This window comes from Paraburkholderia sp. GAS334 (assembly GCF_050436625.1).
In the GTDB taxonomy this organism is placed as follows: Bacteria; Pseudomonadota; Gammaproteobacteria; order Burkholderiales; family Burkholderiaceae; genus Paraburkholderia.
In genome coordinates, this window is the sequence record NZ_JBNDMO010000004.1 from 18,042 (window position 1) to 42,925 (window position 24,884).

The window sequence follows — 24,884 nt, forward strand, 5'->3', positions numbered from 1 at the left end:
TCTCATTCCAGCTATGCCGCTTCCGAAAGCAGCGCGTGATACAGGTCGGCTTCGTCCAGTGCATCGGCTTTGTATTCGTTCGCGACGCGCCCTTTCTTCATCATCAGGATACGGTCGCAGTTCTGCAGGAGTTCCGGCAGGTCGTCGCTGATCAGGATGATGCCGATGCCGCGTTGCGACAGGCGCTGCATGATGCGGTAGATGATGTCTTTTGATCCAACGTCGACGCCAACTGTCGGTCCGTGCAGGATCAGCACACGCGGATCGATCGCAAGCCAGCGGCCGATCAGTACGCGCTGCTGATTACCGCCCGACAGCGACTGCACCGGCTTGTCGATGCCAGGCGTCGCGATCTGCAAATCCTTCACTGTCTGCTCCGCGAGTGCCTGCGCGCGCGCACGATCGATCTGGCCGAAGCGGTCGCGCAGACTGGATATCATCGCGGTGATGACGTTGTCGCGGATCGGTTTATCGAGGAATAGTCCTTCATTCAGGCGGTCTTCTGGCACATAGCCGATGCGATGATGTTTCGCATCCGACGGGGTACGCAGTGTAACCGGCTTGCCGTCGAGCACGACCTGCCCTGACTGCGCGGGTGCGACGCCTGCCAGTGCGCGCGCAAGTTCGTTACGTCCTGAATCAAGCAGGCCCGTGATACCCAGAATCTCTCCGCCGTGCAGCGCGAATGAAACATCGCTGAACTGGCCAGCGCGCGTAAAGCCGCGCACATCGAGCACGACGTCCCGCCCGACGCCACCTTCACGATAACGCTCGTTCGACAGATGACGTCCCGTCATCAACTCGCTGATCTGCGCTTTCGAGTACTGCGCAATCGGGCCCTGCGCCATCTTCTGCCCGTCGCGCAGCACGATCACTTCACCGCCGATTGCGTAGCACTCGTCGAGCTTGTGGCTGACGAACAGCACCGTGACGCCCTCTGCGCGCAGCCTGGCGAGCACGGCGATCAGATTGTCGACTTCCTTTTGCGTAAGCGATGTCGTGGGTTCATCCATGATGACAAACTTCGCTTCGCTCGCAATGGCGCGGGCAATCGCGACGAGTTGACGCGTCGCGAGCGGCAATTCTTCGATCAGCGTCGCCTGAAAATCCGCGTCGCCAGGCAGACCGACCGCTTCGAGCGCACGGGCCGCGGTGCGCGCCAGCGCGCGCCGGTCGAACGTGCGCGCAAGCCGCCCTTCGTGTTCCGCCAGTTCGGATGTGAGCGCAACGTTTTCCGCGACGCTCATGTTCGGCAGCAGCGACAGATCCTGATACACGGTCTCAATGCCCGCCGCGAGCGATTCCAGTGCAGACAGCCGCGCATGCCGCACGCCTTCGATAATCAGTTCGCCTTCGTCAGGCGGTTGCGCGCCCGAAATGATCTTGATGAGCGTGCTCTTGCCGCAGCCGTTTTCGCCAAGCAGGTGATAAATCTGGCCTCGCTCGAACGAGAGGCTCACGCCGCGCAACGCATGCACGCCAGTAAACCGCTTGTGCACGCCGACTACCTGCAGAAAAGGCTGCGATGACTGGGACTGCGGTGACGATACGTCTTGATTCATGATGGCGAGTCAGAGATACGCAGATGGAAAGGCGTGCCCCCAGGAAGACGGGCACGCCGCGACACATCGATCAGAACGGATACTGCTTGTAGTTCGACTTGTCGACGTTCACCCAGCCCTGGCCGCGCACGATGATGCCCTTGCCCGGTCCCTTCGCGACCGTGACTTTCGTGTAGCCCGGAATGCCGAGATCGGCGCCGTTCTCAACCGTCTTGCCGTCGATCAGCATCTGCGCGACCTTGTTCATCGCGATACCGGCGAGCTTCGGATCCCAGAACGCGATGCCGTTGACAGCGCCGCTTTCGAGGAACTTGCCCGCTTCGGTCGGCAGACCCGTGCCGTACACGCAGATCTTGCCCTGCATGCCGGCCTCTTCGACCGCGCGACCAATGCCGATCACGTCGAGCGACGACGAGCCCTGGAAGCCCTTCAGGTCCGGATGCTTGCGCAACACTTCCTTCGCGACTTCGTATGCGCGTTCACCGTCGTTGTTGGTTTCGAGCTTCGGCTCGACCAGATTCATCTTCGGATACTTTGCTTTCGCGTTACCGATGCCGCCGTCTGCCCACTGCACCTGCGAGCGGCTGCCGAGCGAACCGACCAGCACGGCCCACTTGCCGTCGTCATGCATGCACGATGCGAGGCGCTCGTTGAGGCCGGCGCCGTATGCGGTGTTGTCGAAGGCTTCGATGTCGACCATCGTGTTCTTCGCGTTGTCCGCTTCATGCGTGACGACCTTGATGCCGCGATCCATCGCCTTCTTCAACGCGGGTTCCAGCGTGGGCGGATCGTAGGGCACGACGGCGATCGCGGTGACTTTCTTCGCGATCAGGTCTTCGATGATCTTCAGCTGCTGCGCGGCATCCGCGCGGCCCGGACCGGTTTGATACGCCTTCACGCCGGGGTTGTCTTTCGCGAACTCCTTGACGCCGTCGTCCATCCGGTTGAACCAGTTGATGCCGGTCACCTTGACGACCGTGACGATCGTTTCGTCGGTTGCCGCCTGCGCAGCGGCGATCACGCCTACCGTGAGGGCGCCCGCTGCGAGCGCGGCACCCAGTCGAGTCAATTTCATGCAATGTCTCCTCTATCGTTCGATGTCGCCCCTCTTCACGGTCGCGGACAACCAGGGCTCGATGTCCGCCGCGTACTGAAACCCTTTTTCGCTGACTGCTTTGCTAGCGCTCTGGCGCCGTGCTGGAACTGCCAGAAGCGCTTGCGTGACCAGAACCAAAACCAAAACCAGAACCACCGCCACCGCCGAATCCGAAGATCGCGCGCACCCGCTCGCCACCCGCGAAAGCCAATGACAGCAGCAATAGAAAACCCCACGCGCAATCGCCGAAGAACTGCGACACGCCGAGCAGATTGAACAGGCTTGACAGGAATTGCAGGACGGTCGCGGCAAAGAACACGCAGATAATGCGTCCGTGGCCACCTGCCGGATTCACGCCGCCCATCACGGCGATCAGGATCGCAATCAGCAGATACGAGTTACCGTAGTCCCACTTCGCGCTGGACGTGTGCGTCACACTGATCAGTCCCGCGAGCGAAGCGAGCACGCCGCACATCGCATAGGTGGTGATGAGCATCCGTGCGCGCGGAATGCCGGCATAGAAAGCGGCTTTGGGATTGGTGCCCATCAGGTAGAGACGCAGGCCGAACGGGCTACGTTTGAGCAACCAGCCCAGCACGATAATCGCTGCGATAAAGATGCAGAACGCGATCGGCACCTGAAACACCGTACCGTTGCCGATCGCCGACAACGGGTCGACATAGTCGACATGCACCGACGCGCCATTGCTCAGCACAACCGCAAAGCCCGTGAACAGCAACTGTGTGCCGAGCGTGCAGAGAATCGGAGTGAGCTTGAGCCGCGCGATGACGACGCCGTTCAGCAGCCCGCCCAGCAGCCCCATCGCGACCACGATCGCGCAGAAGAGCGACGTATAGAGCACCGGCGAATCGTCGCCGTTGATGAAATGCGGCACAAGCATCGCGGCAACCATGCCCGACAGGTTAGCGAGCCCGACGCCGGACAGGTCGATCCCGCCATTGCCCGACACCATCGAGAGCATGATGCCGAGCGCGAGCAGACCGAGTTCGGGCAACTGGCCGCCCATCGACTGCAGGTTGTCGATATCGACAAACTGCCCGCGCGACAGCCACGTCGCAACCAGCACGACGAGCACGTTGACGATCAGCAGAAAATTCAGTTGCCGGTCGGCGAACAGTTTTCCGGTGGCAAACGAGGACTTCATGGCAATAACCCACTCCTTCAGGCCGCACAAACAGTCAGGAGGCCGGTGACATCTGGCCCGATTGCTTCAATACCCGATTCACTTCATCCAGGGTCGGCATGGAAGGCGCTGTGCCAGGACGCGTCACGGAGATGCCCGCCAGCGCGCAGCCGAAGCGCATCGCGGAGATCGCATCTTCGCCACGTGCGAGCGCGGCTGCGAATCCGCCCGTGAAGCCGTCGCCGGCGCCCGCGGTTTCGACCACGCGGCCACAATCATATGCGGGAACGAGTACCGATTGCGTCGCTGAATGCAGTAGCGCGCCGCCTTCGCCGAGCGTGACGATGACGGCGCCGACGCCTTTGGCAAGCAGCACGTCAGCGGCACGGCGCGCGTCGTCTGCGTTCGCGATCGGTACGCCGGTGAGCGCGGTCGCTTCGGTTTCGTTCGGGGTGATGTAGTCGCACAACGGGAAGATGCCGTCGTCGAGCGGCAGTGCAGGCGCGGGATTGAACACGGTGATGACGCCATGTTTGCGCGCCACTTCGAGCCCGCGTCGCGCTGCAGGCAGCGGTTGTTCGAGCTGCGTGACAAACACGCGCGCTGCGGCGATGTCGGCTTCGATCGCGTCGACGTCGGCGGCGTTCATCGTGCCGGCCGCGCCCGATGCGACGATGATCGCGTTCATGCCGGTGGTGTCGTCGACGAAGATGTGTGCCGCGCCCGTCGACACGCCGTCGACAACCGGCGCGCGCGCGGTGATGCCTTCAGCGGCCCACGTTGCGCGGGCAATCGAGCCAAATGCATCGTTGCCGATGCGCGTGCAGAACACGACCTGCGCGCCGGCACGCGCCGCCGCGACCGCCTGATTCGAACCCTTGCCGCCTGGGCCCATCGCGAATGCCGAGCCGGCGATCGTCTCGCCGATCAGCGGCATGCGCTCCGCGCGAAACGTCAGGTCGGTAACGTAGATGCCGAGAATGACGACGCGCCCGCTTCGTTCCTGAGGTGCGTTCATGTGCGTTCCCCCAGGGGGACTTCCTTCGGGGCATCGGGTGCAAGCAGCACGCCCTTCTTGAACACGAAGCAGCCATAACCGCGCTGTTCACCCGTCGCAATGACGCAGTACGCCTTGCGCGCACGTTCATAGAACGCGAAACGCTCGATCGAAGCAAACGGCACGTTGCGGCCTTCCGCCTTGTTCACCTCGGCCTGCGCCTCGCGCTGCACAGCAGGAATCGTGTCCGGTTCGCCCACGACTTCCATGCGCAACGCCGGATCGTCGACGAATGTATCGAGCGGCAGCACGGATAACACCGCGCGAATCGCACGCGCTGCGTCGACGCCGTCGAGGCGCAACAGCTTGCCGGTGACCGTTGCACGCGCAACGGAATCGGCGGGGAAATTTGCGTCGCAGATGACCAGTTCATCGCCGTGGCCCATCGCGCTCAACGCGTGCAGCACATCGGCGCTTAACAGCGGGTCCAGATTCTTCAGCACGTTGTCTCCTCCATTTCCTGGTTGGCGTGCATTTCGATTTCGTTCAGTCAGACGGTCAGTCAGTCGCCGTACGGTATCCAGATGTTCTTTACCTGCACGGCCTGGCGCAGGAACGGCAGGCCTTCGCTCGACCGGTCGTACCAGTCGAACTGGCGTCCGTGATCGACGAACGTGCGCTTCAGGTTGCCGACCGACTCGCGTTCGACCAGCGTCGAATCCGTCGCGTTGCCGAAGCACCAGACCGCGTCGACATCGTCGTGTTTCGCGAGCGCAGGCAGCAGCGCGCCGCGCTCGCCGGTCACGATGTTCAGCACACCACCGGGCACGTCCGATGTTTCGGCGACCTGGTAAAAGTCGGTGACTGCAAGCGGACACGTCTCGCCAGGTAACACAACAACACGATTGCCCATCGCAAGCGCCGGGGCCGCCAGCGAAACGAAGCCGAGCAACGGCGCTTCGTCCGGGCACGCGATGCCAATTACGCCAAGCGGCTCGTTCATCGCCAGTGCGACGCCGCGCAGCGGCGGTGTATGCACTGCGCCGTCGAACTTGTCAGCCCATGCGGCGTACGTGAAGAGCCGCGCCACCGAAGCCTCGACTTCCGCGCGGGCCGCCGCTTCCGTTGCACCATTTCTCGCGACCAGCTGGCGTGCGAATTCATCGGCGCGAACCGCAAGATTCTCCGCGAGGTAGTACAGTACCTGAGCGCGGTTATGCGTGCTGGCCTGCGACCACTTCTGCGCTGCGCGTGCCGCTGCAACTGCGTTGCGGATGTCCTTCCGGTTACCCTCGCCCACTTCACCCACCGGCGTTCCATCCGGCGCATAAACCGGCAATGAATAGCCGCTATCCGGACGCACCTGCTTGCCGCCGATAAAGAGCTTCGCGGTGCGGTCGATCGCCGCGACATTCGACGGCTGATCGCGCTTCGTTGCGCCAGCCCCATGCGGCACCGGCCGACGATCCGCAAGCTTGAGCCACGCACGCGGCTTCAGATATTCGTAAATGCCCTCACGTCCGCCTTCGCGGCCGTAGCCCGATTCGCGATAGCCGCCAAAACCGACTGCCGCATCAAAGAGGTTCGTCGCATTGACCCACACGACACCGCATGCGAGGCGCGGGGCGATGTCGAGTGCCCGGCCGATGGTCTCGCTCCATACGCTGGCAGCGAGCCCATAGCGCGAGTTATTCGCGAGCGCGATCGCTTCGTCCGGCGTGCGGAAACTCATCGTCACCAGCACCGGGCCGAAGATTTCTTCCTGCGCGAGCGTCGAAGCCGGCGCGACGCCGGTGACCAGCGTCGGCGGATAAAAGCAGCCGCTAGCCGGCATCCCTGCACCGGGTGACTGCCAGACCGCGCAGCCTTCACGCCTTCCTGCCTCGACCAGCGAGTTGATCCGTTCGAGCTGCACCGGATCGACGATCGCGCCAATATCGATGCTCTTGTCGAGCGAGGTACCGACGCGCAGCGTTTCCATGCGACGCTTCAGCTTCGCGATGAAGCGCGCTTCGATGCCTTCCTGCACGAGCAGCCGTGAGCCTGCACAACAGACCTGCCCCTGGTTGAACCAGATCGCGTCGACAACGCCTTCAACCGCGCCATCGAGATCGGCATCGTCGAATACGATGAACGGCGACTTGCCGCCGAGCTCGAGCGTCAGCGATTTGCCCGAACCCGCCGTCACCGAGCGGATCAACCGGCCGACTTCGGTCGAACCCGTAAAGGCGATCTTGTCGACCTTCGGATGCGCGACGAGCGCCGCGCCGGTTTGACCGTCGCCTGTCACGACGTTCAGCACGCCCGCCGGCAAACCCGCACGATGCGCGAGTTCCGCGAACAGCAACGCGGTGAGCGGCGTGTATTCCGCGGGCTTCAATACGACGCAGTTACCGGTCGCAATAGCCGGCGCGATTTTCCACGCGAGCATCAGCAGCGGAAAATTCCATGGCACGATCTGACCGACCACACCGAGCGGCGCGTAACTGGCGAATTCGCTGTCCTGCAACTGCGCCCAACCCGCGTGATGCAGAAAATGCCGCGCGACGAGCGGCACATCGATATCGCGTGTTTCGCGGATCGGCTTGCCGTTATCAAGCGCTTCGAGCACGGCAAAGAGCCGGCTGTGACGCTGGACCATGCGCGCCAGCGCGTACAGATGCCGCGCGCGTCCTGCACCGCCCAGCGCGAGCCAGCCCGGCTGCGCAGCACGCGCTGCTGCGACGGCCGCGTCGACATCGGCAGCATCGCCCTGTGCGATGTCGGCGAGTCGCTCACCTGTCGCGGGTGCGTGCGAGACAAAGCGCTCACCGGCGGCAGGCGCATGCCACGCGCCACCGATGAAATGCCCGAAGGTCGCCTCGTGTTGCGCAAGCCATGCGCGCGCGGGCTGATCGTCCTCGGGTGCGGGACCGTACTCCATCGATGAAAAATACTCGGCTACGCTCATGGGATCGGTCTTGAGTTCAGGCTACAGGGTGACGGTTGAAAGCGGAATAACGGCCGCTCACATGATGTTCGAGCTGGCGTTCGATATCGGCCAGCAGGCTCGATGCGCCGATACGGAACAGATCGGGTTCGAGCCACTCTCGGCCAAGCTCTTCTTTCATCAGGATCTGGTACGACAGCACGGACTTCGCGCCCGACACGCCGCCCGCCGGCTTGAAGCCGATCGGCACGCCGGTGCGTTCCTGGTATTCACGGATCATGCGCACCATCACAAGCGACACGTCGAGCGTCGCGTTGACACCCTCCTTGCCCGTCGACGTCTTGATGAAATCGGCGCCGGCCATCATGCAGACCATCGATGCGCGCGCAACGTTCGACAACGTACGGATGTCGCCCGTCGCGAGAATCGTCTTCAGATGCGCAGGGCCGCAGGCCACGCGGAAATCGCGCACTTCGTCGTACAGCGCCTGCCAGTTGCCGGTCAGCACGTATTCGCGCGTCACGACGATATCGATCTCCATCGCACCGTCCGCAACCGATGCCTCGATCTCTCTCAGCTTTAGAGGATGCGGGATCAGGCCAGCCGGAAAACCGGTCGACACCGCTGCGACCGGAATACCACTGCCTTTCAGCGCATCGACCGCTGCCGCGACGAAGCGGTGATAGACACACACCGCGCCCGTCGTGATGGCCTGCGGCGCCATGCCGAGTGCTTCGAGAATGTCAGCACGCACGGGCTGCCGCGCCTTCGCGCAGAGACGTCGCACGCGGCCTTCGGTGTCGTCGCCATTGAGCGTCGTGAGGTCGATGCAGGTCACGGCCTTCAGCAGCCACGCGGCCTGCGCATCCTTCTTGACGGTGCGGCGTGTGGCAAGCGTGGCGGTTCGCCGTTCAACAGCGGACTGGTTCACACGCAGGCCGTCCAGCCACGACGCGTCGAATGGCGTGCCCGGATTGCGTACCGGGTGGATGAGCGGGCCGCCGCGCAGCGCGATGACCGAAGAAGACGAAGAAGGAGCTTCAGGCATGAGACATCCGGAAATTGGTGCGATGCACATCAAAAGCTGATGAGTCGTTCGGGTCTATGCTACATCGATTGATAGAATTATCACAAGCTTTGCGATGCAATCATTACATTTTGATCGTAACAAGCCCGCGGAATGCCCTGAATGTTATTGACTCACCATTTCCATGATGCGAAGATCACAACAAACTTCGCGGCTGATTGCGGATAGACAAAGAAAAGAATGTCGTCGTACGTGACGAAGGAGACAAGCCAGATGAGTGAGCCGGTTGCGGTCGCGGCCGCTTCATCGCCTCAGGTACCCCTGATCCGTGTTGCGGGCGTCACCAAACGATTTGGCGGCGTACACGCGCTGCGCGGCGTCAACCTCGAAGTCTTTCCCGGGGAAGTCCACGCGTTGCTCGGCGAAAACGGCGCCGGCAAATCCACGCTGATCAAGATCCTGAGCGGCGTCCATGCATACGATGAAGGCGTCATCGAAATCGACGGCACGCAGATCGCGTTCGGCTCGCCGGCGGAGTCCCGCAACGCAGGCGTTGCCGTGGTCTATCAGGATCTGAGTCTCGTTGAATCGCTTTCGGTCGGCGCCAATCTGATGCTGGGACGCGAGCCGCGCACCCGTTTCGGTTTTGTGAAGCAGCGTCAGTTGATGGCGCAGGTCGGCGAATTTCTTCAGTCGCATGGAATCCCGCTCGACCCACGCACACCCGTTGGTTCCTTGCCGTTTGCGTACCGTCAGATGACGGAGATCTCCAAAGCGTTGATGGGCGACGTACGGGTTCTGATTCTCGACGAACCGACTTCGGCGCTGACGGGCGGCGAAGAACAGATTCTGTTTGACGCCATTCGCGCGGTCACCGATCGAGGCGTAGGCGTGATCTATGTGACGCACCGGTTGAACGAGGTGTTCCGTATTTCGCAGCGCGTCACGGTGTTCCGTGACGGCGCCAACGCCGGCATCTTTTCGACGGCGCAAACCGATATGAAGCAGCTGGTCGCGGCGATTGTCGGGCCAGGCCATGCCGCTCTGCATGCGCGGGAGATGACCGCGGCTGGCACTGGCACTGCCGGTGTGATGAGTGATTCGCGTGCGTCCTTCGGGCGCGAACCCGCAGCGGCGTCCGTCCTCACGCTGTCCAGTGTTAGCAACGACAGGCTTCGTGACGTCGACCTCACCGTTCGCCGGGGCGAGATTCATGGGCTTGCGGGGTTGATCGGCAGCGGCCGCACCGAGATTCTGCAAACCATTTTCGGACTGAGAGCGGTTGATAGCGGCGCCATCGTGATCGACGATCAGTCACTCTCGCGTATCACGCCGGCCGAAGCCATCAAGCTCGGCGTCGCGCTGGTGCCAGAGGACCGTCATCTGGAAGGCCTCGTTCTCGATCATTCCATCGAGCGAAACCTGACGCTGCCACGCCTGCCGCATTTTTCAAGCTGGGGCTGGCTGCGCAGTCAGGCCGCCGTTCAGCAGGCGAAGAGCGCAATGAAACAACTCGCCGTAAAAGCGCCGAACGCCTCGACCCCGGTCAGATTCTTGTCAGGCGGCAATCAACAGAAGGTAGTGTTTGCCAAGTGGAATAACCCACGGCCGAAGGTCCTGATGCTCGATGAGCCGACGGTGGGCGTCGACGTCGGCGCGCGCGAGGAAATCTACGGCGTGGTGCATGACGCTGCTCAGGCCGGCACAGGCGTGCTCATCGTCTCCTCTGACCTCGATGAACTGCTGCGCCTGTGCGACCGGATTTCGATTGTCGTCGATGGCCGCATCGTCAAGACCGTCGAGCGCACCGAACTGGGTAACGCTGAAGCACTCCACCACCTGATCCAGGTTTCCCGTTCTTCCATTGAATCCCCCCCAGGGGACTTCCTTCGGGGCGCACGCAACATGAACGATTCCGTCTCGCCGCTGCCGGCTGAACGGCAGCTTTCGCAGCAGCGGCGCAGCCGTGCGCGGCGGCTCGCACAACTCCTGCTGCAGGGCGACAGGCCGTATGCGCTTTATGTCGCGTTCGCGATCCTGCTGGTCGTTTTCAGCTTCGCGTCGCCCTGGTTTCTCTCCATCGACAACTTCCTCAACATCGGCCGCCAGACCGCCCTCGTCTCCATCATCGCGATCGGCATGACGTTCGTCATCATCGCGCGGCAGATCGATCTGTCGGTCGGTTCGGCGCTCGCGTTGTCCGGTATGTCCGCTGCACTCGCGATGTCGTATGTCGGCGACAACTGGATCATCGGCGCGATCGCCGGCATTGGGACCGGCGCAATCGTCGGCGCGATCAACGGTTTTGTGACGACGCGGCTGAACATTCCGTCGTTCCTCGTGACGCTCGGAACGTTAAGCGCCGCGCGTGGACTCGCATTGCTCGTCACGACGACGAAGCCGGTCATCATCACCAATGACTCGTTTGTCGCGATCTTTGGCGAAGGCGTAATTTTCGGCGTACCGGTGCCGATCATATGGACAGTGCTGGCCGTGATCGCCGGCATCCTGCTGCTTCACTACAGCGTCTTTGGCCGGCGGATCTACGCAGCGGGCGGCAATCCGACGGCCGCGCTCTATTCGGGCATCAACATCCGGCGCGTGACCACGCTGGCCTTCATCCTTACCGGCGCGCTGGCCGGGCTCGCCGCGCTCGTGCTGTCCGCGCGCTCGCATGCCGCGAGGCCTGACGTCGTGCAGGGGCTCGAACTCGATGTGATCGCTTCCGTGACGCTCGGCGGATGCAGTCTGTTCGGGGGCCGCGGATTCGTTCTCGGCACGCTGCTAGGCAGCCTCATTATCGGCACGCTCAATAACGGGCTGGTTCTGCTGGGCGTGAGTTATTCGCTTCAACTTGTCATCAAGGGCGCCATCATCGTTGCGGCAGTCGCATTTACAAAGAAGTGACGGGGGCACGTCGATCACTCGTGATGTCCGGAACCACTGCAACGTGCCTGCAGGGTTCCGCAACCGGCAGAGGACTTAACGGACTTAACACAGACATGAAGACCAACGGAGAAGAATCATGAATCATCGTCGTGGCTCAAGAATGGCTTTAGCCAGTGTCATGGCGGCGGCAGCTGTCGCCGCCCTGTCCTCTTTCGCCGCCAGCGCGCAATGCGTGACCGGATTGCCGGTCGCTTCGATCGGACCGAAGACGATCATCGGACAAGGACCGAACGGCGAAAAAGCGGCTTCAGTCGAAGCGGTGCAACTGAACGCGGCCGACACGGCCAAGGTAAAGGCAGGCAAATTCAAGGTCGGCATTTCAATGCAGACGATGAATCTCGACTGGTCTCAACTTCAGGTGCAAGGCATCACCGATACGCTAAGGAAATATGGCGTCGAAGTGATCGGCACCGCTTCGGCCGAGTATCAGGTCGACAAGCAGATCGCGGATATCGAGAACACGATCCAGCGCCATCCTGACGGCATCATCTCGATTCCGGTCGATGGCACGGCGACAGCCGCGACGTACAAGAAGGTGTCCGCAGCCGGCATCAAGCTCGTGTTCATGGACAACGTACCTACCGGATTGAAACATCCGGAGCAGTACGCTTCGATGATCTCGGCCGATAGCGAAGGTAATGGCCAGATCGCCGCGAAGGTGCTCGCTTCGTGCATGCCGCAGGGCTCGACGATTGGACTGGTCAACTTCGGCGTCGATTACTTCAGCACGAAAGAACGCACGAAGGCGGTCAACGACTGGATGAAGAAGAACCGTCCGGACATCAAGATCAAGCAGGTCGACTTCACGGATCCGTCAAAAGTCGGGCAGATCGCAGGCGACTTCCTGACCGGCAATCCCGACGTCAAGGGTCTGTTCGCTGTATGGGATCAGCCCGCGCTGGATACGCTCACGTCGATGCGGGCACAAGGTGTGAACATTCCCGTCACGACGGTCGATCTTGGCCTCGAATCCGCGATCGAAATTGCGAGGGGCGGTCCGCTCAAGGCAACAGGCTCGCAACGTCCGTACGATCAGGGCGTCGCCGAAGCGATGGCGATGATGAAAGCGCTCATTGGCCAGACGCCGCCGGCGTGGATCGGCGTGCAGTCGTTGCCGGTTGTCCAGGCGACGGTGCTTGAGTCGTACAAGACCGTGTTCAAGAAAGATCCGCCGCCGCAACTCGCCGATGCATGCAAAAAGGCCAAGCCGGCTTGCGGCTGATGTGATGGCTGAATGATTCGTGCGGAGCGCATCTCATGGCGATGCGCTCCGCACGGCATCCACGCACGGGGTGAATCAGATCACGCCTTTCCACTGATCCGGTCAATCTCTGCCAGTAGATCACGGAGTGACTGTTTGCATGTCGCCGCATCCGGGGTGCTGGACCGCAATGCCGACAGCGCGCGGTCAATCGCCTTGTCGACAGCATGCCAGTCCGCCGCAGACCGCGGCTTCAGCGACGGCTCTGCTTCGTCCCACGATGTCTCCAGATCCTTGATGCGGGCTTTCGCAGCGCCGAGATTGTTTTTGTCGACGAGCGACGCTGTATCGACAACGATCCCGCGGAACGACGACAGATCGCCGAGCTTCGATGCGCTCGCCGCTTCGGCTGACGGGATCAGCGCCCCTGCGCCTTCAATGTGTGCTGTGGAGAATACGGCCACCACCAGCAATGGAACGAGTGTGGCCTTCAATAGCGTGCTACGGGTCATCCTGTTTCTCCTTCGAATCGATTGATTGATCTGTTGCAGGTCGGTTGTCTGAGTGAAATCACGCAGACTGGCACTATGGGGGCAGGCGTGCCTACGCTTCGTCCGTGATATGCGGCACGCTAGTGCCGCGGCGTTCGAGCGAGGTGGCATAAATCACCAGAGCACAAATCACAGCCAGAAATGCGACGCTGGTATTGACGCTTCCAAGGCCCAGCCCTCCGTAGGTTCGCGCCTGGGACAACAGATCGCCAAGCGATGCGCCGAGTGGACGTGTCACGATATAGGCCAGCCAGAACGTCAGTACTGCGTCGGCGCCAAGAGACCAGGCGATGGTCACTGCCACGATGAACACACTGAACGCCACGACGCCAAACGTGAATCCGAGACCGAGCGCCTCTGTGGCGAGATCGCCCGCAGCCGTGCCCAATGCGAAGGTGAACAGCACGGCTGCCCAGTAGAAGAGTTCGCGTCGTCTCGTCACGATCGTGTGGATCGAGAGAGTCCGCTCGCATCGGTACCAGATGGCGAAGGTCGCAAGCAGCGCGATGCCGAAGACGGCCGTGCTGACGTAAAGACTCACCCCGAGTCCATCAGTCAGCGCATCGGTGATCTGTGTTCCGACCACACTGACGAGCACGACGGTTGTCCAGTAAATCCACGGCACGTACCGGTACGAACGGAGTTGCAAATACAGCACCGCGATCAGAAGCGCGAGCATCAATCCGCCAGTGACGGCCGTGCCGAGCCCTACATGGACCGCGAGATAATCGGCACCGGTTTCGCCGACCGTCGTCGACATGATCTTGATGATCCAGAAGACAATCGTGACTTCGGGGACCTTGTTGAGCATGTCGAAGACATGACGGTTCGCAGATGGATTCAAGTGACTTCTCCGGTTCGACGCAGGAATGAAGCACGGTGCTTTTGTTACGCACTGACCGTGGCGCGATGACGTGCCTCTCCGATCACCGTGACGATCGGGAAGCGCTAATTGACGCCCTCATTATCTGTGGCGTTCCTTAAGAAATGCTTATGAACGCGAGGCGAGCGGAAGACCTGAAGACAGCACTTCGCGTGCCTGAGGTGCGTCACGTCGAGCGTGCGGCATGACTTGCTGCGTGGTTGCGGGATACCCACTCAGACGGACCTTAAGGCAGCCTTATGAAATCCCCTCTGAACAAAAAATATAGTTCTAAAGCACGCAAGATAACCGCCGATAGCCTGACTGCAGTACTGGCGTTTTAACCTTAGGAGAAGCACATGTCGGTTCAGGCAATCAATCACGAAGCGATGCAGACAGCGGGGTCGACAGCACCCGCCACGACCACGAAGACAGCAGAGGCTACCGCCGCAACGTCGACCAGCAGCAAACCTGCCGGCACGGCAACGGCGCCGATGTCATACAGTGTGAGCATTAGCCAGGCAGGTCGCGCAATGCTGGCGGAAGCAACCGAGACCTCGGTTCAAACGGCGCAGGAAGCAGGTGCTGGCGATCGCCAGGCTCAGCGGCTCCTCGCAAAAGAGGCTGTAGCGAAAGCAGGCCGATAGAGGGAAGTAAGTGAGCGAACGGGCCGCGCGCGTCTGCGGGCGGCCCGGATGTCGTCGCTGATGGCGACGTTCAGAACAGGTACATCCCCGCAACGAACACGACGCCCGAGAACAGCAGCGCGGTCACGCAATAGCCCATGATGTCCCGTACACCGAGGCCAGCAATAGCCAGCGCGGGGAGTGCCCAGAACGGCTGCGCCATGTTGGTCCAGGCCTCGCCATAGGCGATGGCCATGGCAGATTTGCCAAGGTCCGCGCCCAGAGCCTGCGCAGCCGGCATTACAAACGGTCCTTGCACGACCCAGTGTCCACCGCCGCTAGGCACCGCGAAATTGATGACCGCCGAACTGAGAAACGCCAGCAGCGGGAACGTATGCACGTTGGCAATATCAACGAACCATCGTGTGATGACACCGGCGAGGCCCGAATGATCCATGAGCGCCTGAATGCCGGCGTAGAACGGAAACTGGATCATGATGCCCGATGCACCTCGGGCTGCGACACCGACCGCTCTGGCATAGGCCATCGGTGTTTTGTGAAGGACCAATCCCGCCGCCAGAAAAGCCAGATTAACTGTATCGATGTCGAGTACAAATCCTTTCTGGACGGTTCGAAGGATCAGGTACCCCGCGCACACCAATGCAATCAGAATCGCGAGAATGCGGCTCTCTTCCATTCGTTCTGCGACCGTTGCATTGGCAGGCAGTGTGCGCTCCACCGAGGGCGGCTCTTCGAGCAAAGCGGGATCGACTGACACGACGTCTTCCGGCTTCGGCATCATCAGCCTGGCAAGAATCGGCAGCAGGATAATCAGGCCGAAGGTAATGAACGCGTTGTAGCCCGTGAAAATGGTGTGCGCGACAGGGATGAGGCCGATTGTCTTTTCCATCGGGTTGCCCTTCGTCGCTGCCACGAGGGGAACCGACCCGGACAGTCCTCCGTGCCACGTCAGAAACCCCATGTACGCAGACGCCACCAGCAGGCGGTAGTCAGTGCCCTTTACACGTCTCGCAACTTCACGGGAGAGCATGGCGCCCAGCACAAGACCAAATCCCCAGTTGATCGCGCATGCTACGGCGCCAACGAAAGCGACAAGCATGACGCCTTGTCCCGGCGTGCGCGCTGAACTTGCCAGCGCGACCAGCAATCGCTTGACTGGACCCGAACTGGCCAGTGCATGCCCGGTCACCAGAATCATCGCCATCTGCATCGAGAATGCGAGCAGATTCCAGAAGCCAGCACCCCACAACGTCACCAGCTCCGCCGGCGCTTTCGGCGTCAATCCGAACGCAAGGATAAACGTCGCGATCGTCAGAAAAATAGCGAAAATCAGCGGGTCAGGCAGGAATCGATGCACCACCTGCGTGAAGAAACCTGAGATACGTTGAATCACCTGTCTACTCCTCGTCACCAGTCTTTTTTCTGGCAGGCAATCTCAACTTTCTTTCTTTGCCCACCAGCCTGGCCGCGATTCTTGCACAGAACCAGAAGCTTTGCGTTCGAGCCGGGCAGTCTCGTCGAGGCACATGCAGACGCCGTCCGGCGAAGCGCTTGCGATGGCGCTGCCGGTTGCGAACTGTCGTTGATCAGGTGATTGATGCGCCCCGTTTTTGCGGATCAGCATGCTCCCGCGCGGGACGTGAATGGGTCCAGAGCGGAAATTAATCGCTCGTGTGAAGCATGTCGCAGAATCCGCCGAGCTTTGCATCGGCCGCCCGGATCGCCGCCGCGACGCGAGGTGAAAGCAATGCGTGCAGTTCGTCCGCATGGCGATATGCGCGCATGCCGTCGCTCAACGCGCCGTCGCCGGCCGTCGCCGGATGGCAATAGATTTCACCCACACCACGAGGCAGATTCGCGAGCGCGGCGAGCCATGCCGCTTCGTCCATCTGCCCGGTGTCGGAGATACCGAGAACGTAGTCGTTATGTGCAATGCCCGCGCGATCGAGCCGCCGACGCACCTGCGCGATCCATGGCTTCAACCATAGCGGCGCATTGACTTCGTAGGGCAGGCGCATGGCGCGCATGCCGTAGTCACGGCCAATCTCGAGGATCAACCCGAGCACAGTCGGATGCAGATGAAAGTGCTTGTGCGTATTGACGTGATCGAGCTTCAGGCCGGTCTTCGCGAATGCGTCGAACTGGGCGCGGATCTCGCGCGCGAGCTGCCTGCGTACATGGGGCAAGAGGAAAAACCGCACGCCCTCTACCACCATGTTGTCGCCGAAACGTCCCTGCTCGTCGACGAGCGCGGGAATGCCGGCGTGCGGCGTGGATGCGGTACCGTCAGCCAGCACCAGGTGCAAGCCGACGCGCAATTCCGGCAGCGCATGCGCTCGTTCGACGGCATCGCGCGCGGCAGGTGCGCCGACCATCAGGCTTGCCGCCGTCAACACGCCGCGCTGATGCGCCCATTCGACCGCGAGATTGACACGCCGGTGCAAGCCAAAATCGTCAGCGGTAACAATCAGCGCGCGCTGCGGCGCGTAAGCGCGAGCCGTCGTGATGGCGCACGAAACGCCAGCATGGGTAGCGGGTTCATCACTCGCAGAAGAGTCGCCATGCGCGGACCGGGCGCGGCGTGCTTCAGCCGCCATCCTGTGTCTCCATCACGTCAAGGACTTCCATCACGTCCTGCGCTGTCGACACTTCCAGCGGCACGCGTGCCCCGCGCCACATCACATGCGAACCGAACGCAGCCGCCAGCCATTGCGCGGCCAGCAAGGTATCGCGCAGCGGCGTTAGTGCGAGATCGCGCCAGAACGTGCGCGAGTGACGCGCGCTTCGCCAGTGCAGCAGCACGCGCGCCGCGCCGCCGGCGATCGTGCTGGCCCCGCTCGCGAGTGCAGCCGTGAGATGCGCGCCGTCCGCTCCTGCCTCGAGCCCACACGCAAGCCACGCACCGAGCATCAGCCACGGCGACGTGAAGGTAATGAACAGAAAGGCGAAACCCTGCGGACGTACCGAACGTATCGTGCGCAGCCAGCGCGTCTCGCGCTGCCACAACGTCGCGAAGGTCGGCTCGATGACGTCTGTCGTGACCATCACCCGCGACAAAACCGTGCGCAGCCCGAGCGCGCGGACGTGTTCGGCAAGCCAGTAGTCGTCGGCAAGGCAGTTTCTGAGCGCGTTGAAGCCGCCGATGCGATCGAGCGTCGTGCGACGCAAGGCCAGCGTCGCACCAAAGCCGAAACGGCGCGAGCCGGTCGCATGGGCGACGCGCACCGACGGCGCGAACCACTCGTTGACAAAAAGCGCGCCGACGCGCGGCCAGAACCCACCGATGCCTTGCGCCACGTACAGACAGGTGACCACGCCCACGCGCGGATCGGCCAGCGGCGCCGCGACAGTATCGAGGTAATCGGGCGTGACGGCGATGTCGCTGTCGGCAATCACGATCACGTCATACCGGGCGTGCTCTGCCATGTTGATCAGATTGCTGACCTTGAGATTGCTGCCATGCACGCGCTCGTTCACCACGAGTTCGATATCGTGCGCGGGCCAGGCCGCCTGCAGACGACGCACTACCGCAACGGCGGGATCGTCCGGCGAGGACACGCCCAGCAGCAACTGGAAGCGCCCATGACGCTGTTCACAAAAGGTGGTGAGATTCTCGTAGAGACGCGGCTCCGCGCCGCACAGCGGCTTGAGGACGCTAACGCCTACACCCGCGAATTGATGCGCCGCGTGACGGACAGCTGCGGTCCGGCGGCTCGCGAAAGATGGCATTGCGACCGCTGCAAACACCGCATATACCGACGCTGCGCAACATCCAGAGAGCAGCAACCATTGAATTGCGGTCAACGCGTGAGCCACCATCACCTGTTTCCGCTAGCGTCCGACGAGTACAAACGGGCTGCCGGTGAAGCGCAGATGAGGAATGACGGGAAGCGCCAGCAACGTGGCGGCTTCGATACCCGTGGTTGTGAAGGAGAACGCCGTCAACCGGGCTCGCAGCATATCGGCAGTAACTGACTTCATAGGCATGGCCTCGCGATACGCACGGCGTAATCCGGCCGTGCTTTCCATGGGTGGGCTCGCGCCAGCGTTGTGAAGCGCTAACGGTTGCACAGCGTCCCTGCACTCGCGACAGTGCGCCATACAGAGCATTCAACCTGGCATAGTATCGACGCATCCTGAAGGAAATCTTAAGGATGGCGCCACCCCCAGGCAGGCGTAGCTGCGGCGCCGCAGAGAGCGTGCGAGGGAGCGGCGGCGTCGTGCCGCTATTCGACAGATCATTGGTCGCCGTGATTCAGAACGGGAGGAAGCGACGAATGGCAGCGGCAATCAACCGCGCGCAACCGACTACAAGAACATTACGGCTCAATAATGCATATGCAAATCGTTCTCATTCATATTGACGCTCGCATTTCAGCTGCGTACGATACGTGGATCGCGCCGCTTCGCAGATTGCTCCGGGGACATCGAGCTTTCACAGCGTTCCGATAGCGGCTTTCACAGCCGTTTGCGACCTCACCTGCAACAGGGAATCAGCGAAGTTCGCGCATCGCCAGTGCCGTCGTGTGCCGAGCTGAGCTGGAAAATTGAAGGAGACCCACCATGCGTGTTCACGGTGCGACAGGCACGATGATGCTTATGTCGGAAACGGACGGCACATCTGGACGCGAGATTCGCGCAATGCGCCTCGAGGCATCGGTAGATGGCAACACTGTCGTGCTAACCGATATCGACCGCACGACGCCGGGCATTCGTCGAGAACGCCGCTATCGGATGACCGTCGCCGCGTTCATCACGTCGATGTGCGCGGACGGAACTCAATCAACGGCTGAATTTCCGGATCGGTGAACAAGGCGCGGACCCGGAATCGATCAGGCCGTGAACTGAAAAATCCGCTTAAGACTCACGCAGTCTTGCCTTCACGAAATCGATAAACAAACGCGTTCTTGCCGGTAACAAGCGGGTTTCCGTGATCGCGTGCACCTGAAGCGGCGCAAGACTCCAGTCGGGCAGCACACGAACGAGGCGCTCCAGCTTGACGTCGTCCAGCGCGAGCACGTCGTCCAGCACGGCGAGCCCGACACCTCGCATCGCCAGCGCACGGCTCAGCGCGACGCTGTTCATCGCAAAGCGTGTCCCGACCGTCACGTCGACTGACTCGTCGCCGCGATAGAACGTCCTCGCAACTTCACCCAGCCTCGTCGCCCCCTCCACGATGCACACCACGTGTCTGTCGAGATCGTTGGGGTGCGTGAGCGGCGCGGCGCTCCTCAGATACTCCGGCGACGCGTACAGATAGCGCGGCAGCACTCCGATCGGCCGCGCGACGAGCGTCGCCGGCGCCGTGGGCGGCGGACCGATGCGGATCGCAAGATCGAAGGGCTCCGTCTGCAGATCGACAGGGCGCGGCGACGTGTCGAACTCGAAAGCGATCAGCGGGTACGTCTTCGCGAAGTCCGCGATGATCGGTGCGAGATAACCGGTGGCGAGGTCGACGGGCATCGACACCCGCAGCGTGCCACTGGGGCGTTCCGCGACATCCAGCAGCGACTCATGGGCAATGCGCGCTTCCTCCACGATGCTCTGGCAGCGCTTGAAATAGACTTCGCCCGCCTCGGTGAGCTCGACCTTGCGCGTCGACCGGTGCAATAGCCGCAGGCCGATTGTCTTCTCCAGCTCCGCGATGTGACGCGAAAGCGTCGAGTTCGGCATATCCAGCGCGTCTGCCGCGCGGCGAAAGCTCTTCGTACGCGCCACCTCGACAAACAGGCGCATGTAACTCAGCAATTCCACGCTCATTGCTCCACTGATGGATCACTGTGTTCAATTATAGGTCTTTATCTCTCACATGGATCAGTCCATCGTGTCGATACCCCCAACCCAAGGAATCGACATGAATGCTCTTTACGAAAACATCCGCATCGGACGCCATACGCTGCGCAATCGCCTTGTTATGGCGCCGATGACACGATCACGTGCTGACGACACGTCGGGCACGCCCTCCTCCCTCGCCGTGCAGTACTACGCACAGCGCGCGGATGCGGGACTGATCATTACCGAAGGCACCTTCCCGTCGCCGATGGGCAAAGGATACGTACGTACGCCAGGCATCCATTCCGCTGCGCAGATCGAGGCATGGAAGCGCGTCACCGATGCGGTTCACGCCAGAGGCGGCCTGATATTCCTGCAACTGATGCATTGCGGACGCGTCTCGCATCCGGATCTCCTGCCGGGTCATGCGACGCCTGTCGCGCCTTCGGCAATCGCGGCGGCTGGCAAGGTGTTCACTGCATCGGGGGCGCAGGACTTTGTGGTGCCACGCGCACTGGAGACCGAAGAAATCCCGGGCATTGTCGAGGATTACCGGCGAGCCACGCGTCACGCACTGGAAGCAGGCTTCGACGGCGTCGAACTGCATGCAGCCTCGGGGTATTTGCCGGAGCAGTTCCTGTCGTCGGGAACAAATCAGAGGACGGACCGCTACGGCGGCTCGCTCGCCAACCGCGCGCGCTTCGTACTCGAAGTGCTGACGGCCATGGCGGATGAAGCAGGAAGCGATCGGGTCGGCATCAAGATCGCGCCGGAAATGGGCTTTAACAGCGTGAGCGATGCCTCGCCCCAGGAAACATACCAGTATCTGGTCCAGCGGCTTGCCGTGCTCAAGCCGGCCTATCTGCACGTTGCCCGGACCCAGAGCACGTTCAATTACCGTGCGCTTCTGCAACCGTTATTCGATGGCGCACTCCTCTACGGCGGCGGCCTCAACAAAGAGCGCGCTCAATCGCTCATTGTTGAGGGCGAAGCCGATGCCGCAGTCTTTGGCAGCCTGTATCTCGCCAACCCGGATCTGCTGCAACGGTTTTTGACGGGCGCGTCGCTCAATATGCTTGAGCGCGACACCTTCTATTCAGACGGTCCGAACGGCTATATCGACTATCCGATTCTGGAGAATGCACGATGAACCGCGCTCTTCCCATCCATGCGTATCCGCGTATCTGAGATGCCTGCGTAGCCCAACCGGTTGGGCTACGCAGGCTCGCCGGGCAAAAAAATACATAGTGTTTTGATTATAGTTAATGTTAAAAACATTAACTATCACGAATCGTTAGATGGTCCTACTCTCTAATCAACCACTCACACAGTGCTTCGGTCGCCGCACTCGAGCCTCCGGCAGCGTGAGCGAGGTCGCAGGAGAGGGTCATGAACACCGCCGGGAAGTCCCTTCATTATCTGGTCGAAAAGTGGCTTGCACCCGCTCCGGCCATGCGGATCCGTGTAGTCCAGTTTGGTCGCATGCGCGGAGACAGCAGGCGCTATGTGCACGTCGAAGCTTCAGCTCCGGGCAGCTCACGTGCAATCTTTTTCTTTCGGCACGAGGACGGCTGCTGGTGCGTATTTCCACCCCGGATCGCGCGACCGTCGATGAGCGGTTATCAGCTTGCGGCTTGAGCTGCGTCATGGGGGCCGACAAGGCTAAATCTCAATTCGGGCGATAACAAACCAGACGAGGAGAAGGAGAAGGAAATAGCGCGTTTTCAACTCTGTCGGGGAGCAGCATTCGCAGCAGGATTCAGCTCGATATGCAGCACTACAAGCCATCGCTTCGGGCAATCCGCCGCGATTTGCAGGCTTTGGCTCGGGTCACCAGCAGGCTTGACGTAACCCTTGTCGCGCGCGAAGCTAAACGCGCGCCGCGCGTCGGACTGCAGCCATAGCGACACCAGTCCGCACGTTACACAGCTGAACAGCGTGACCGTCTGTTGCGGCAGGCCGACATCGATCTGCTGCGCAATGTACGTGAATGCGACTGTCAGAATCTGATTGGCTGCGAAGGCGATGATCACCACCTTGCCTAGCCCTCTGAACATCATTGCCATTTTGGAGCGCATCATCCGTATGACCTGTCCTTCTGCGTCATTGTCGATTGTCTGTCGGATCGTTTCGTAGCCGGTCAGGCCGCGCGGGTTAGCGCGTGGTGCGGCAGTTCGAGACGGTGCGACCAGTTCGCAAGGGTGCGGGCAGCGACCGGAGGTTTGCGGAGGATCGCGCTGTCATAGCGCTTTCCGTCGAACCTCATGAAGTCGGCGATGCGAAAACCCTGTCCACGGTAGAAGGCGATCAGATGCGTTGCGGGCTGTGGCGTATCCAGCGCCAGCTCCGCGTACCCGCGCGTCGCGGCCCAGTGATCAGCAAAGGCCAGCAGGAGCGTCCCGATCCCCCTCTTCTGCCACGCTGGATCGACGCCGATCTGGCGTACGCTCGCAATGTCCTCTTGCCGGTAAAGCTCGCACGGCGAATCCCGATCCGGAGCATGGAGCGTCATGGTGCCGACAAGGTGGCCCTCGCACACGGCCACGTAGCAATCGCCACGCGTCGCCCGCAATCGGGTGACCGTCGCGGATTGATCCACGCACGTGCAATTGAGCCCCATCGCGCCAAGCCTGGCGAACGCGCGATGAAGCATCCTCGTCAACTCGTCGAACGAATCGCGCCTGGCATCGAAGCGCCGCAGGACGACAGGTCCCAGACTCCGATGGACATAAGCGACCCGTACCGGCTTCTTCACTGCTGCACGCTGATTCAACATGACTACCTCGCGCTCATCAAGTTGCACGCAGTGTAGGAGTCGAGGCTTGTGCATCGCAAGAAAAAATCTCGTAAAAAATTCATGCCGTCTTGCTGGTTATTGGGGTCTGGGGAGCAATGGAACAGGGAAGTCAGTTGAGCCTGGCGAGCTCGCCCAGGGTACTTCATAGATCGTTCCCTCTGGTCAAAGGGCGTGTCGCCGATTTCGGCCAGACGCGGACAGAAGCGGTAGCCCAGCAGCCGGAACAGACCGAACACCACGTCGCTGTAAGCGTCGGTATCGGTCATGATGTGCGCAGGCTGCAATTCGGTCTGCTGCTCCAGGACGACGGCCAGCAACACCAGACTGTCGCGCAGCGTGGCGGGTACGAGTACGGTAATCGCATTCAACCCGGTGCCGGCCAAACGGACAGCCGACGCCACGATCGAATCCGCAGCAGTTCACGATAAAATCCGGCGATGCCGCGCGTCCATACCCGGCGTCGTCAAAGTAGCGCAAGGCTCATCGAAGACTCAAAGGAACCATCTGTGGCGTTATCCCCTGTTTGCGCACCGGCTCCCCGTTTCTGGCGAGATGCCGCGCTACCGTTCATCGAAGCCCGAGCGATCGATGACGGCCGTGAGATCTGCTACGCGCGACACGCTCACGAGACGTTTTCGATCGGCGCGGTGACTGGCGGCGAGAGTATCTATGAGAACGGCCGTGTGCGTCAGCGAGTGGGCCGGGGCGCAGTAGTGCTGATGAATCCGCAAGACGTACATGCATGCAATCCGCTCGACGACCAACCGTGGTCCTATCGGATGTTGCATGTCGACACTGAATGGCTAACTTCCCTTCAGCACGAGATCGGCTTTAGCGAAAACCAGGGCTTCCGTGCTTTCTCGACAGCAGCCAGCTGGCAGCCCGCGCTCTATGCCGGGCTTGACCGACTCTACACGACGCTCATTGATGAGCTCGCCGACACGTTGCAAAAGCACAGCTCCATCCTCGAGTTTTTTGACGATGCTCACCGTTGGCTGAATCCCGCGCCCGCGCAGGCACGGGATACGAATCACAAGCTCGCGCGCGCAGCGGAATACATCCGCGCGCACTGCACGCGATCGCTGTCGCTCGACGAAATTTGTGCGGCAGCGCAGTTGTCGGCGTCATATCTGATCCGCGCGTTCAAGGTGCGCTATGGAATAACGCCACACGCGTACCTGATCAATTGCCGCATCGAATTTAGTCGAGTCCTGTTGAAGCGGGGCCGTCCGATCGCCGAAGTCGCTGCCGATGCCGGCTTCGCCGACCAGGCGCATCTGCATCGTGCGTTCCGGCAGCTTGTCGCGGCCACACCGGGCCAGTATCGCGGTTGACCACAACGTTGTTCGC

24 protein-coding genes and 1 pseudogene are annotated in these 24,884 nt (G+C 61.4%); 6 read left to right on the forward strand and 19 right to left on the reverse strand.

Annotated features, from left to right (window positions below; translation table 11 throughout):
- Positions 1–11 precede the first annotated feature (11 nt).
- From P3T21_RS09030 to deoC, 7 genes are all read right to left on the reverse strand, one after another.
- A complete protein-coding gene (locus tag P3T21_RS09030; RefSeq protein WP_429255589.1) occupies positions 12–1,562 on the reverse strand; it encodes a sugar ABC transporter ATP-binding protein in 1,551 nt (516 codons plus the stop codon).
- Positions 1,563–1,632: 70 nt separating this feature from the next.
- A complete protein-coding gene (locus P3T21_RS09035) occupies positions 1,633–2,637 on the reverse strand; it encodes an autoinducer 2 ABC transporter substrate-binding protein (protein WP_429255590.1) in 1,005 nt (334 codons plus the stop codon).
- Positions 2,638–2,740: 103 nt separating this feature from the next.
- Positions 2,741–3,823 carry an ABC transporter permease gene (locus P3T21_RS09040; RefSeq protein WP_429255591.1) on the reverse strand — a complete coding sequence of 361 codons (1,083 nt, stop codon included), beginning with the start codon at positions 3,821–3,823 and terminating at the stop codon, positions 2,741–2,743.
- Between the two features lie 34 nt (positions 3,824–3,857).
- Positions 3,858–4,820, reverse strand: coding sequence for a ribokinase (gene rbsK / locus P3T21_RS09045; protein ID WP_429255592.1), 963 nt, complete (start codon positions 4,818–4,820; stop codon positions 3,858–3,860).
- Positions 4,817–5,302, reverse strand: a complete 486-nt coding sequence (locus tag P3T21_RS09050; protein ID WP_429255593.1) for an RbsD/FucU family protein — start codon at positions 5,300–5,302, stop codon at positions 4,817–4,819. Before P3T21_RS09050 ends, rbsK begins: the two co-directional genes overlap by 4 nt.
- A 59-nt stretch (positions 5,303–5,361) precedes the next feature.
- Positions 5,362–7,749, reverse strand: coding sequence for an aldehyde dehydrogenase family protein (locus tag P3T21_RS09055; RefSeq protein ID WP_429255594.1), 2,388 nt, complete (start codon positions 7,747–7,749; stop codon positions 5,362–5,364).
- 16 nt (positions 7,750–7,765) lie between these two features.
- Positions 7,766–8,776, reverse strand: a complete 1,011-nt coding sequence (deoC, locus tag P3T21_RS09060; RefSeq protein ID WP_429255595.1) for a deoxyribose-phosphate aldolase — start codon at positions 8,774–8,776, stop codon at positions 7,766–7,768.
- Between the two features lie 252 nt (positions 8,777–9,028).
- Here deoC and P3T21_RS09065 point away from each other — a divergent pair, with 252 nt between their 5' ends.
- Positions 9,029–11,662, forward strand: coding sequence for an ATP-binding cassette domain-containing protein (locus P3T21_RS09065; protein ID WP_429255596.1), 2,634 nt, complete (start codon positions 9,029–9,031; stop codon positions 11,660–11,662).
- Between the two features lie 118 nt (positions 11,663–11,780).
- Positions 11,781–12,926: a substrate-binding domain-containing protein gene (locus P3T21_RS09070; protein ID WP_429255597.1), complete on the forward strand. Its 1,146-nt coding sequence runs from the start codon at positions 11,781–11,783 to the stop codon at positions 12,924–12,926.
- An 80-nt stretch (positions 12,927–13,006) separates the two neighbouring features.
- Here the strand turns inward: P3T21_RS09070 and P3T21_RS09075 are convergent, their stop codons facing one another.
- From P3T21_RS09075 to P3T21_RS09110, 8 genes are all read right to left on the reverse strand, one after another.
- Positions 13,007–13,417 (reverse strand): histidine kinase, encoded by a 411-nt coding sequence (locus tag P3T21_RS09075; RefSeq protein ID WP_429255598.1) that lies wholly within the window; start codon positions 13,415–13,417, stop codon positions 13,007–13,009.
- Between the two features lie 91 nt (positions 13,418–13,508).
- Positions 13,509–14,267: a COG4705 family protein gene (locus tag P3T21_RS09080; RefSeq protein WP_429255926.1), complete on the reverse strand. Its 759-nt coding sequence runs from the start codon at positions 14,265–14,267 to the stop codon at positions 13,509–13,511.
- A gap of 430 nt (positions 14,268–14,697) precedes the next feature.
- Positions 14,698–14,832, reverse strand: coding sequence for a hypothetical protein (locus tag P3T21_RS09085; RefSeq protein WP_429255599.1), 135 nt, complete (start codon positions 14,830–14,832; stop codon positions 14,698–14,700).
- Positions 14,833–15,035: 203 nt separating this feature from the next.
- Positions 15,036–16,358, reverse strand: a complete 1,323-nt coding sequence (locus P3T21_RS09090) for a TIGR00366 family protein (RefSeq protein WP_429255600.1) — start codon at positions 16,356–16,358, stop codon at positions 15,036–15,038.
- A 42-nt stretch (positions 16,359–16,400) separates the two neighbouring features.
- The gene (locus P3T21_RS09095; RefSeq protein ID WP_429255601.1) at positions 16,401–16,589 is read right to left on the reverse strand and encodes a hypothetical protein; all 189 of its coding nucleotides are present in this window, start codon (positions 16,587–16,589) and stop codon (positions 16,401–16,403) included.
- A 37-nt stretch (positions 16,590–16,626) separates the two neighbouring features.
- The gene (gene hpnK, locus P3T21_RS09100) at positions 16,627–17,562 is read right to left on the reverse strand and encodes a hopanoid biosynthesis-associated protein HpnK (protein WP_429255602.1); all 936 of its coding nucleotides are present in this window, start codon (positions 17,560–17,562) and stop codon (positions 16,627–16,629) included.
- Positions 17,552–18,784, reverse strand: a complete 1,233-nt coding sequence (gene hpnI, locus P3T21_RS09105; RefSeq protein WP_429255603.1) for a bacteriohopanetetrol glucosamine biosynthesis glycosyltransferase HpnI — start codon at positions 18,782–18,784, stop codon at positions 17,552–17,554. Before hpnI ends, hpnK begins: the two co-directional genes overlap by 11 nt.
- 12 nt (positions 18,785–18,796) lie before the next feature.
- Positions 18,797–18,946, reverse strand: a complete 150-nt coding sequence (locus tag P3T21_RS09110; protein WP_429255604.1) for a hypothetical protein — start codon at positions 18,944–18,946, stop codon at positions 18,797–18,799.
- 582 nt (positions 18,947–19,528) lie between these two features.
- Here P3T21_RS09110 and P3T21_RS09115 point away from each other — a divergent pair.
- Positions 19,529–19,774 (forward strand): hypothetical protein, encoded by a 246-nt coding sequence (locus tag P3T21_RS09115; protein WP_429255605.1) that lies wholly within the window; start codon positions 19,529–19,531, stop codon positions 19,772–19,774.
- Between the two features lie 48 nt (positions 19,775–19,822).
- On the opposite strand, the gene P3T21_RS09120 is transcribed toward P3T21_RS09115, so the two are convergent.
- Positions 19,823–20,719, reverse strand: coding sequence for a LysR family transcriptional regulator (locus tag P3T21_RS09120; protein ID WP_429255606.1), 897 nt, complete (start codon positions 20,717–20,719; stop codon positions 19,823–19,825).
- A gap of 100 nt (positions 20,720–20,819) precedes the next feature.
- Between P3T21_RS09120 and P3T21_RS09125 the strand changes: the two genes are divergently transcribed.
- Positions 20,820–21,887 (forward strand): alkene reductase, encoded by a 1,068-nt coding sequence (locus tag P3T21_RS09125; protein WP_429255607.1) that lies wholly within the window; start codon positions 20,820–20,822, stop codon positions 21,885–21,887.
- Between the two features lie 239 nt (positions 21,888–22,126).
- A complete protein-coding gene (locus P3T21_RS09130; RefSeq protein WP_429255608.1) occupies positions 22,127–22,375 on the forward strand; it encodes a hypothetical protein in 249 nt (82 codons plus the stop codon).
- A gap of 86 nt (positions 22,376–22,461) precedes the next feature.
- Here the strand turns inward: P3T21_RS09130 and P3T21_RS09135 are convergent, their stop codons facing one another.
- The 3 genes and pseudogenes from P3T21_RS09135 to P3T21_RS09145 all read right to left on the reverse strand — a co-directional run.
- Positions 22,462–22,818 (reverse strand): hypothetical protein, encoded by a 357-nt coding sequence (locus P3T21_RS09135; protein WP_429255609.1) that lies wholly within the window; start codon positions 22,816–22,818, stop codon positions 22,462–22,464.
- A 59-nt stretch (positions 22,819–22,877) separates the two neighbouring features.
- Complete coding sequence (locus P3T21_RS09140; protein ID WP_429255610.1) at positions 22,878–23,513, reverse strand: GNAT family N-acetyltransferase; 636 nt, start codon at positions 23,511–23,513, stop codon at positions 22,878–22,880.
- A 2-nt stretch (positions 23,514–23,515) separates the two neighbouring features.
- A pseudogene (locus P3T21_RS09145) lies at positions 23,516–23,908 on the reverse strand (Tn3 family transposase); the annotation flags it as partial.
- 132 nt (positions 23,909–24,040) lie between these two features.
- Between P3T21_RS09145 and P3T21_RS09150 the strand changes: the two are divergent.
- The gene (locus P3T21_RS09150; RefSeq protein ID WP_429255611.1) at positions 24,041–24,868 is read left to right on the forward strand and encodes an AraC family transcriptional regulator; all 828 of its coding nucleotides are present in this window, start codon (positions 24,041–24,043) and stop codon (positions 24,866–24,868) included.
- The last annotated feature ends 16 nt before the right edge of the window (positions 24,869–24,884 follow it).

Coding starts and splice junctions, on each gene's coding strand:
- deoC (WP_429255595.1), bottom strand. CDS start 8,776: ATGCCTGAAGCTCCTTCTTCGTCTTCTTCGGTCATCGCGCTGCGCGGC.
- P3T21_RS09065 (WP_429255596.1), top strand. CDS start 9,029: ATGAGTGAGCCGGTTGCGGTCGCGGCCGCTTCATCGCCTCAGGTACCC.
- P3T21_RS09080 (WP_429255926.1), bottom strand. CDS start 14,267: ATGCTCAACAAGGTCCCCGAAGTCACGATTGTCTTCTGGATCATCAAG.
- hpnK (WP_429255602.1), bottom strand. CDS start 17,562: ATGGCGGCTGAAGCACGCCGCGCCCGGTCCGCGCATGGCGACTCTTCT.
- P3T21_RS09095 (WP_429255601.1), bottom strand. CDS start 16,589: ATGCTGATCCGCAAAAACGGGGCGCATCAATCACCTGATCAACGACAG.
- rbsK (WP_429255592.1), bottom strand. CDS start 4,820: ATGAACGCACCTCAGGAACGAAGCGGGCGCGTCGTCATTCTCGGCATC.
- P3T21_RS09040 (WP_429255591.1), bottom strand. CDS start 3,823: ATGAAGTCCTCGTTTGCCACCGGAAAACTGTTCGCCGACCGGCAACTG.
- P3T21_RS09075 (WP_429255598.1), bottom strand. CDS start 13,417: ATGACCCGTAGCACGCTATTGAAGGCCACACTCGTTCCATTGCTGGTG.
- P3T21_RS09135 (WP_429255609.1), bottom strand. CDS start 22,818: ATGATGCGCTCCAAAATGGCAATGATGTTCAGAGGGCTAGGCAAGGTG.
- P3T21_RS09070 (WP_429255597.1), top strand. CDS start 11,781: ATGAATCATCGTCGTGGCTCAAGAATGGCTTTAGCCAGTGTCATGGCG.
- P3T21_RS09130 (WP_429255608.1), top strand. CDS start 22,127: ATGAACACCGCCGGGAAGTCCCTTCATTATCTGGTCGAAAAGTGGCTT.
- P3T21_RS09140 (WP_429255610.1), bottom strand. CDS start 23,513: ATGTTGAATCAGCGTGCAGCAGTGAAGAAGCCGGTACGGGTCGCTTAT.
- hpnI (WP_429255603.1), bottom strand. CDS start 18,784: ATGGTGGCTCACGCGTTGACCGCAATTCAATGGTTGCTGCTCTCTGGA.
- P3T21_RS09125 (WP_429255607.1), top strand. CDS start 20,820: ATGAATGCTCTTTACGAAAACATCCGCATCGGACGCCATACGCTGCGC.
- P3T21_RS09115 (WP_429255605.1), top strand. CDS start 19,529: ATGCGTGTTCACGGTGCGACAGGCACGATGATGCTTATGTCGGAAACG.
- P3T21_RS09035 (WP_429255590.1), bottom strand. CDS start 2,637: ATGAAATTGACTCGACTGGGTGCCGCGCTCGCAGCGGGCGCCCTCACG.
- P3T21_RS09085 (WP_429255599.1), bottom strand. CDS start 14,832: ATGCTCACACTGTATGACATCGGCGCCGTTGCCGTGCCGGCAGGTTTG.
- P3T21_RS09055 (WP_429255594.1), bottom strand. CDS start 7,749: ATGAGCGTAGCCGAGTATTTTTCATCGATGGAGTACGGTCCCGCACCC.
- P3T21_RS09030 (WP_429255589.1), bottom strand. CDS start 1,562: ATGAATCAAGACGTATCGTCACCGCAGTCCCAGTCATCGCAGCCTTTT.
- P3T21_RS09110 (WP_429255604.1), bottom strand. CDS start 18,946: ATGAAGTCAGTTACTGCCGATATGCTGCGAGCCCGGTTGACGGCGTTC.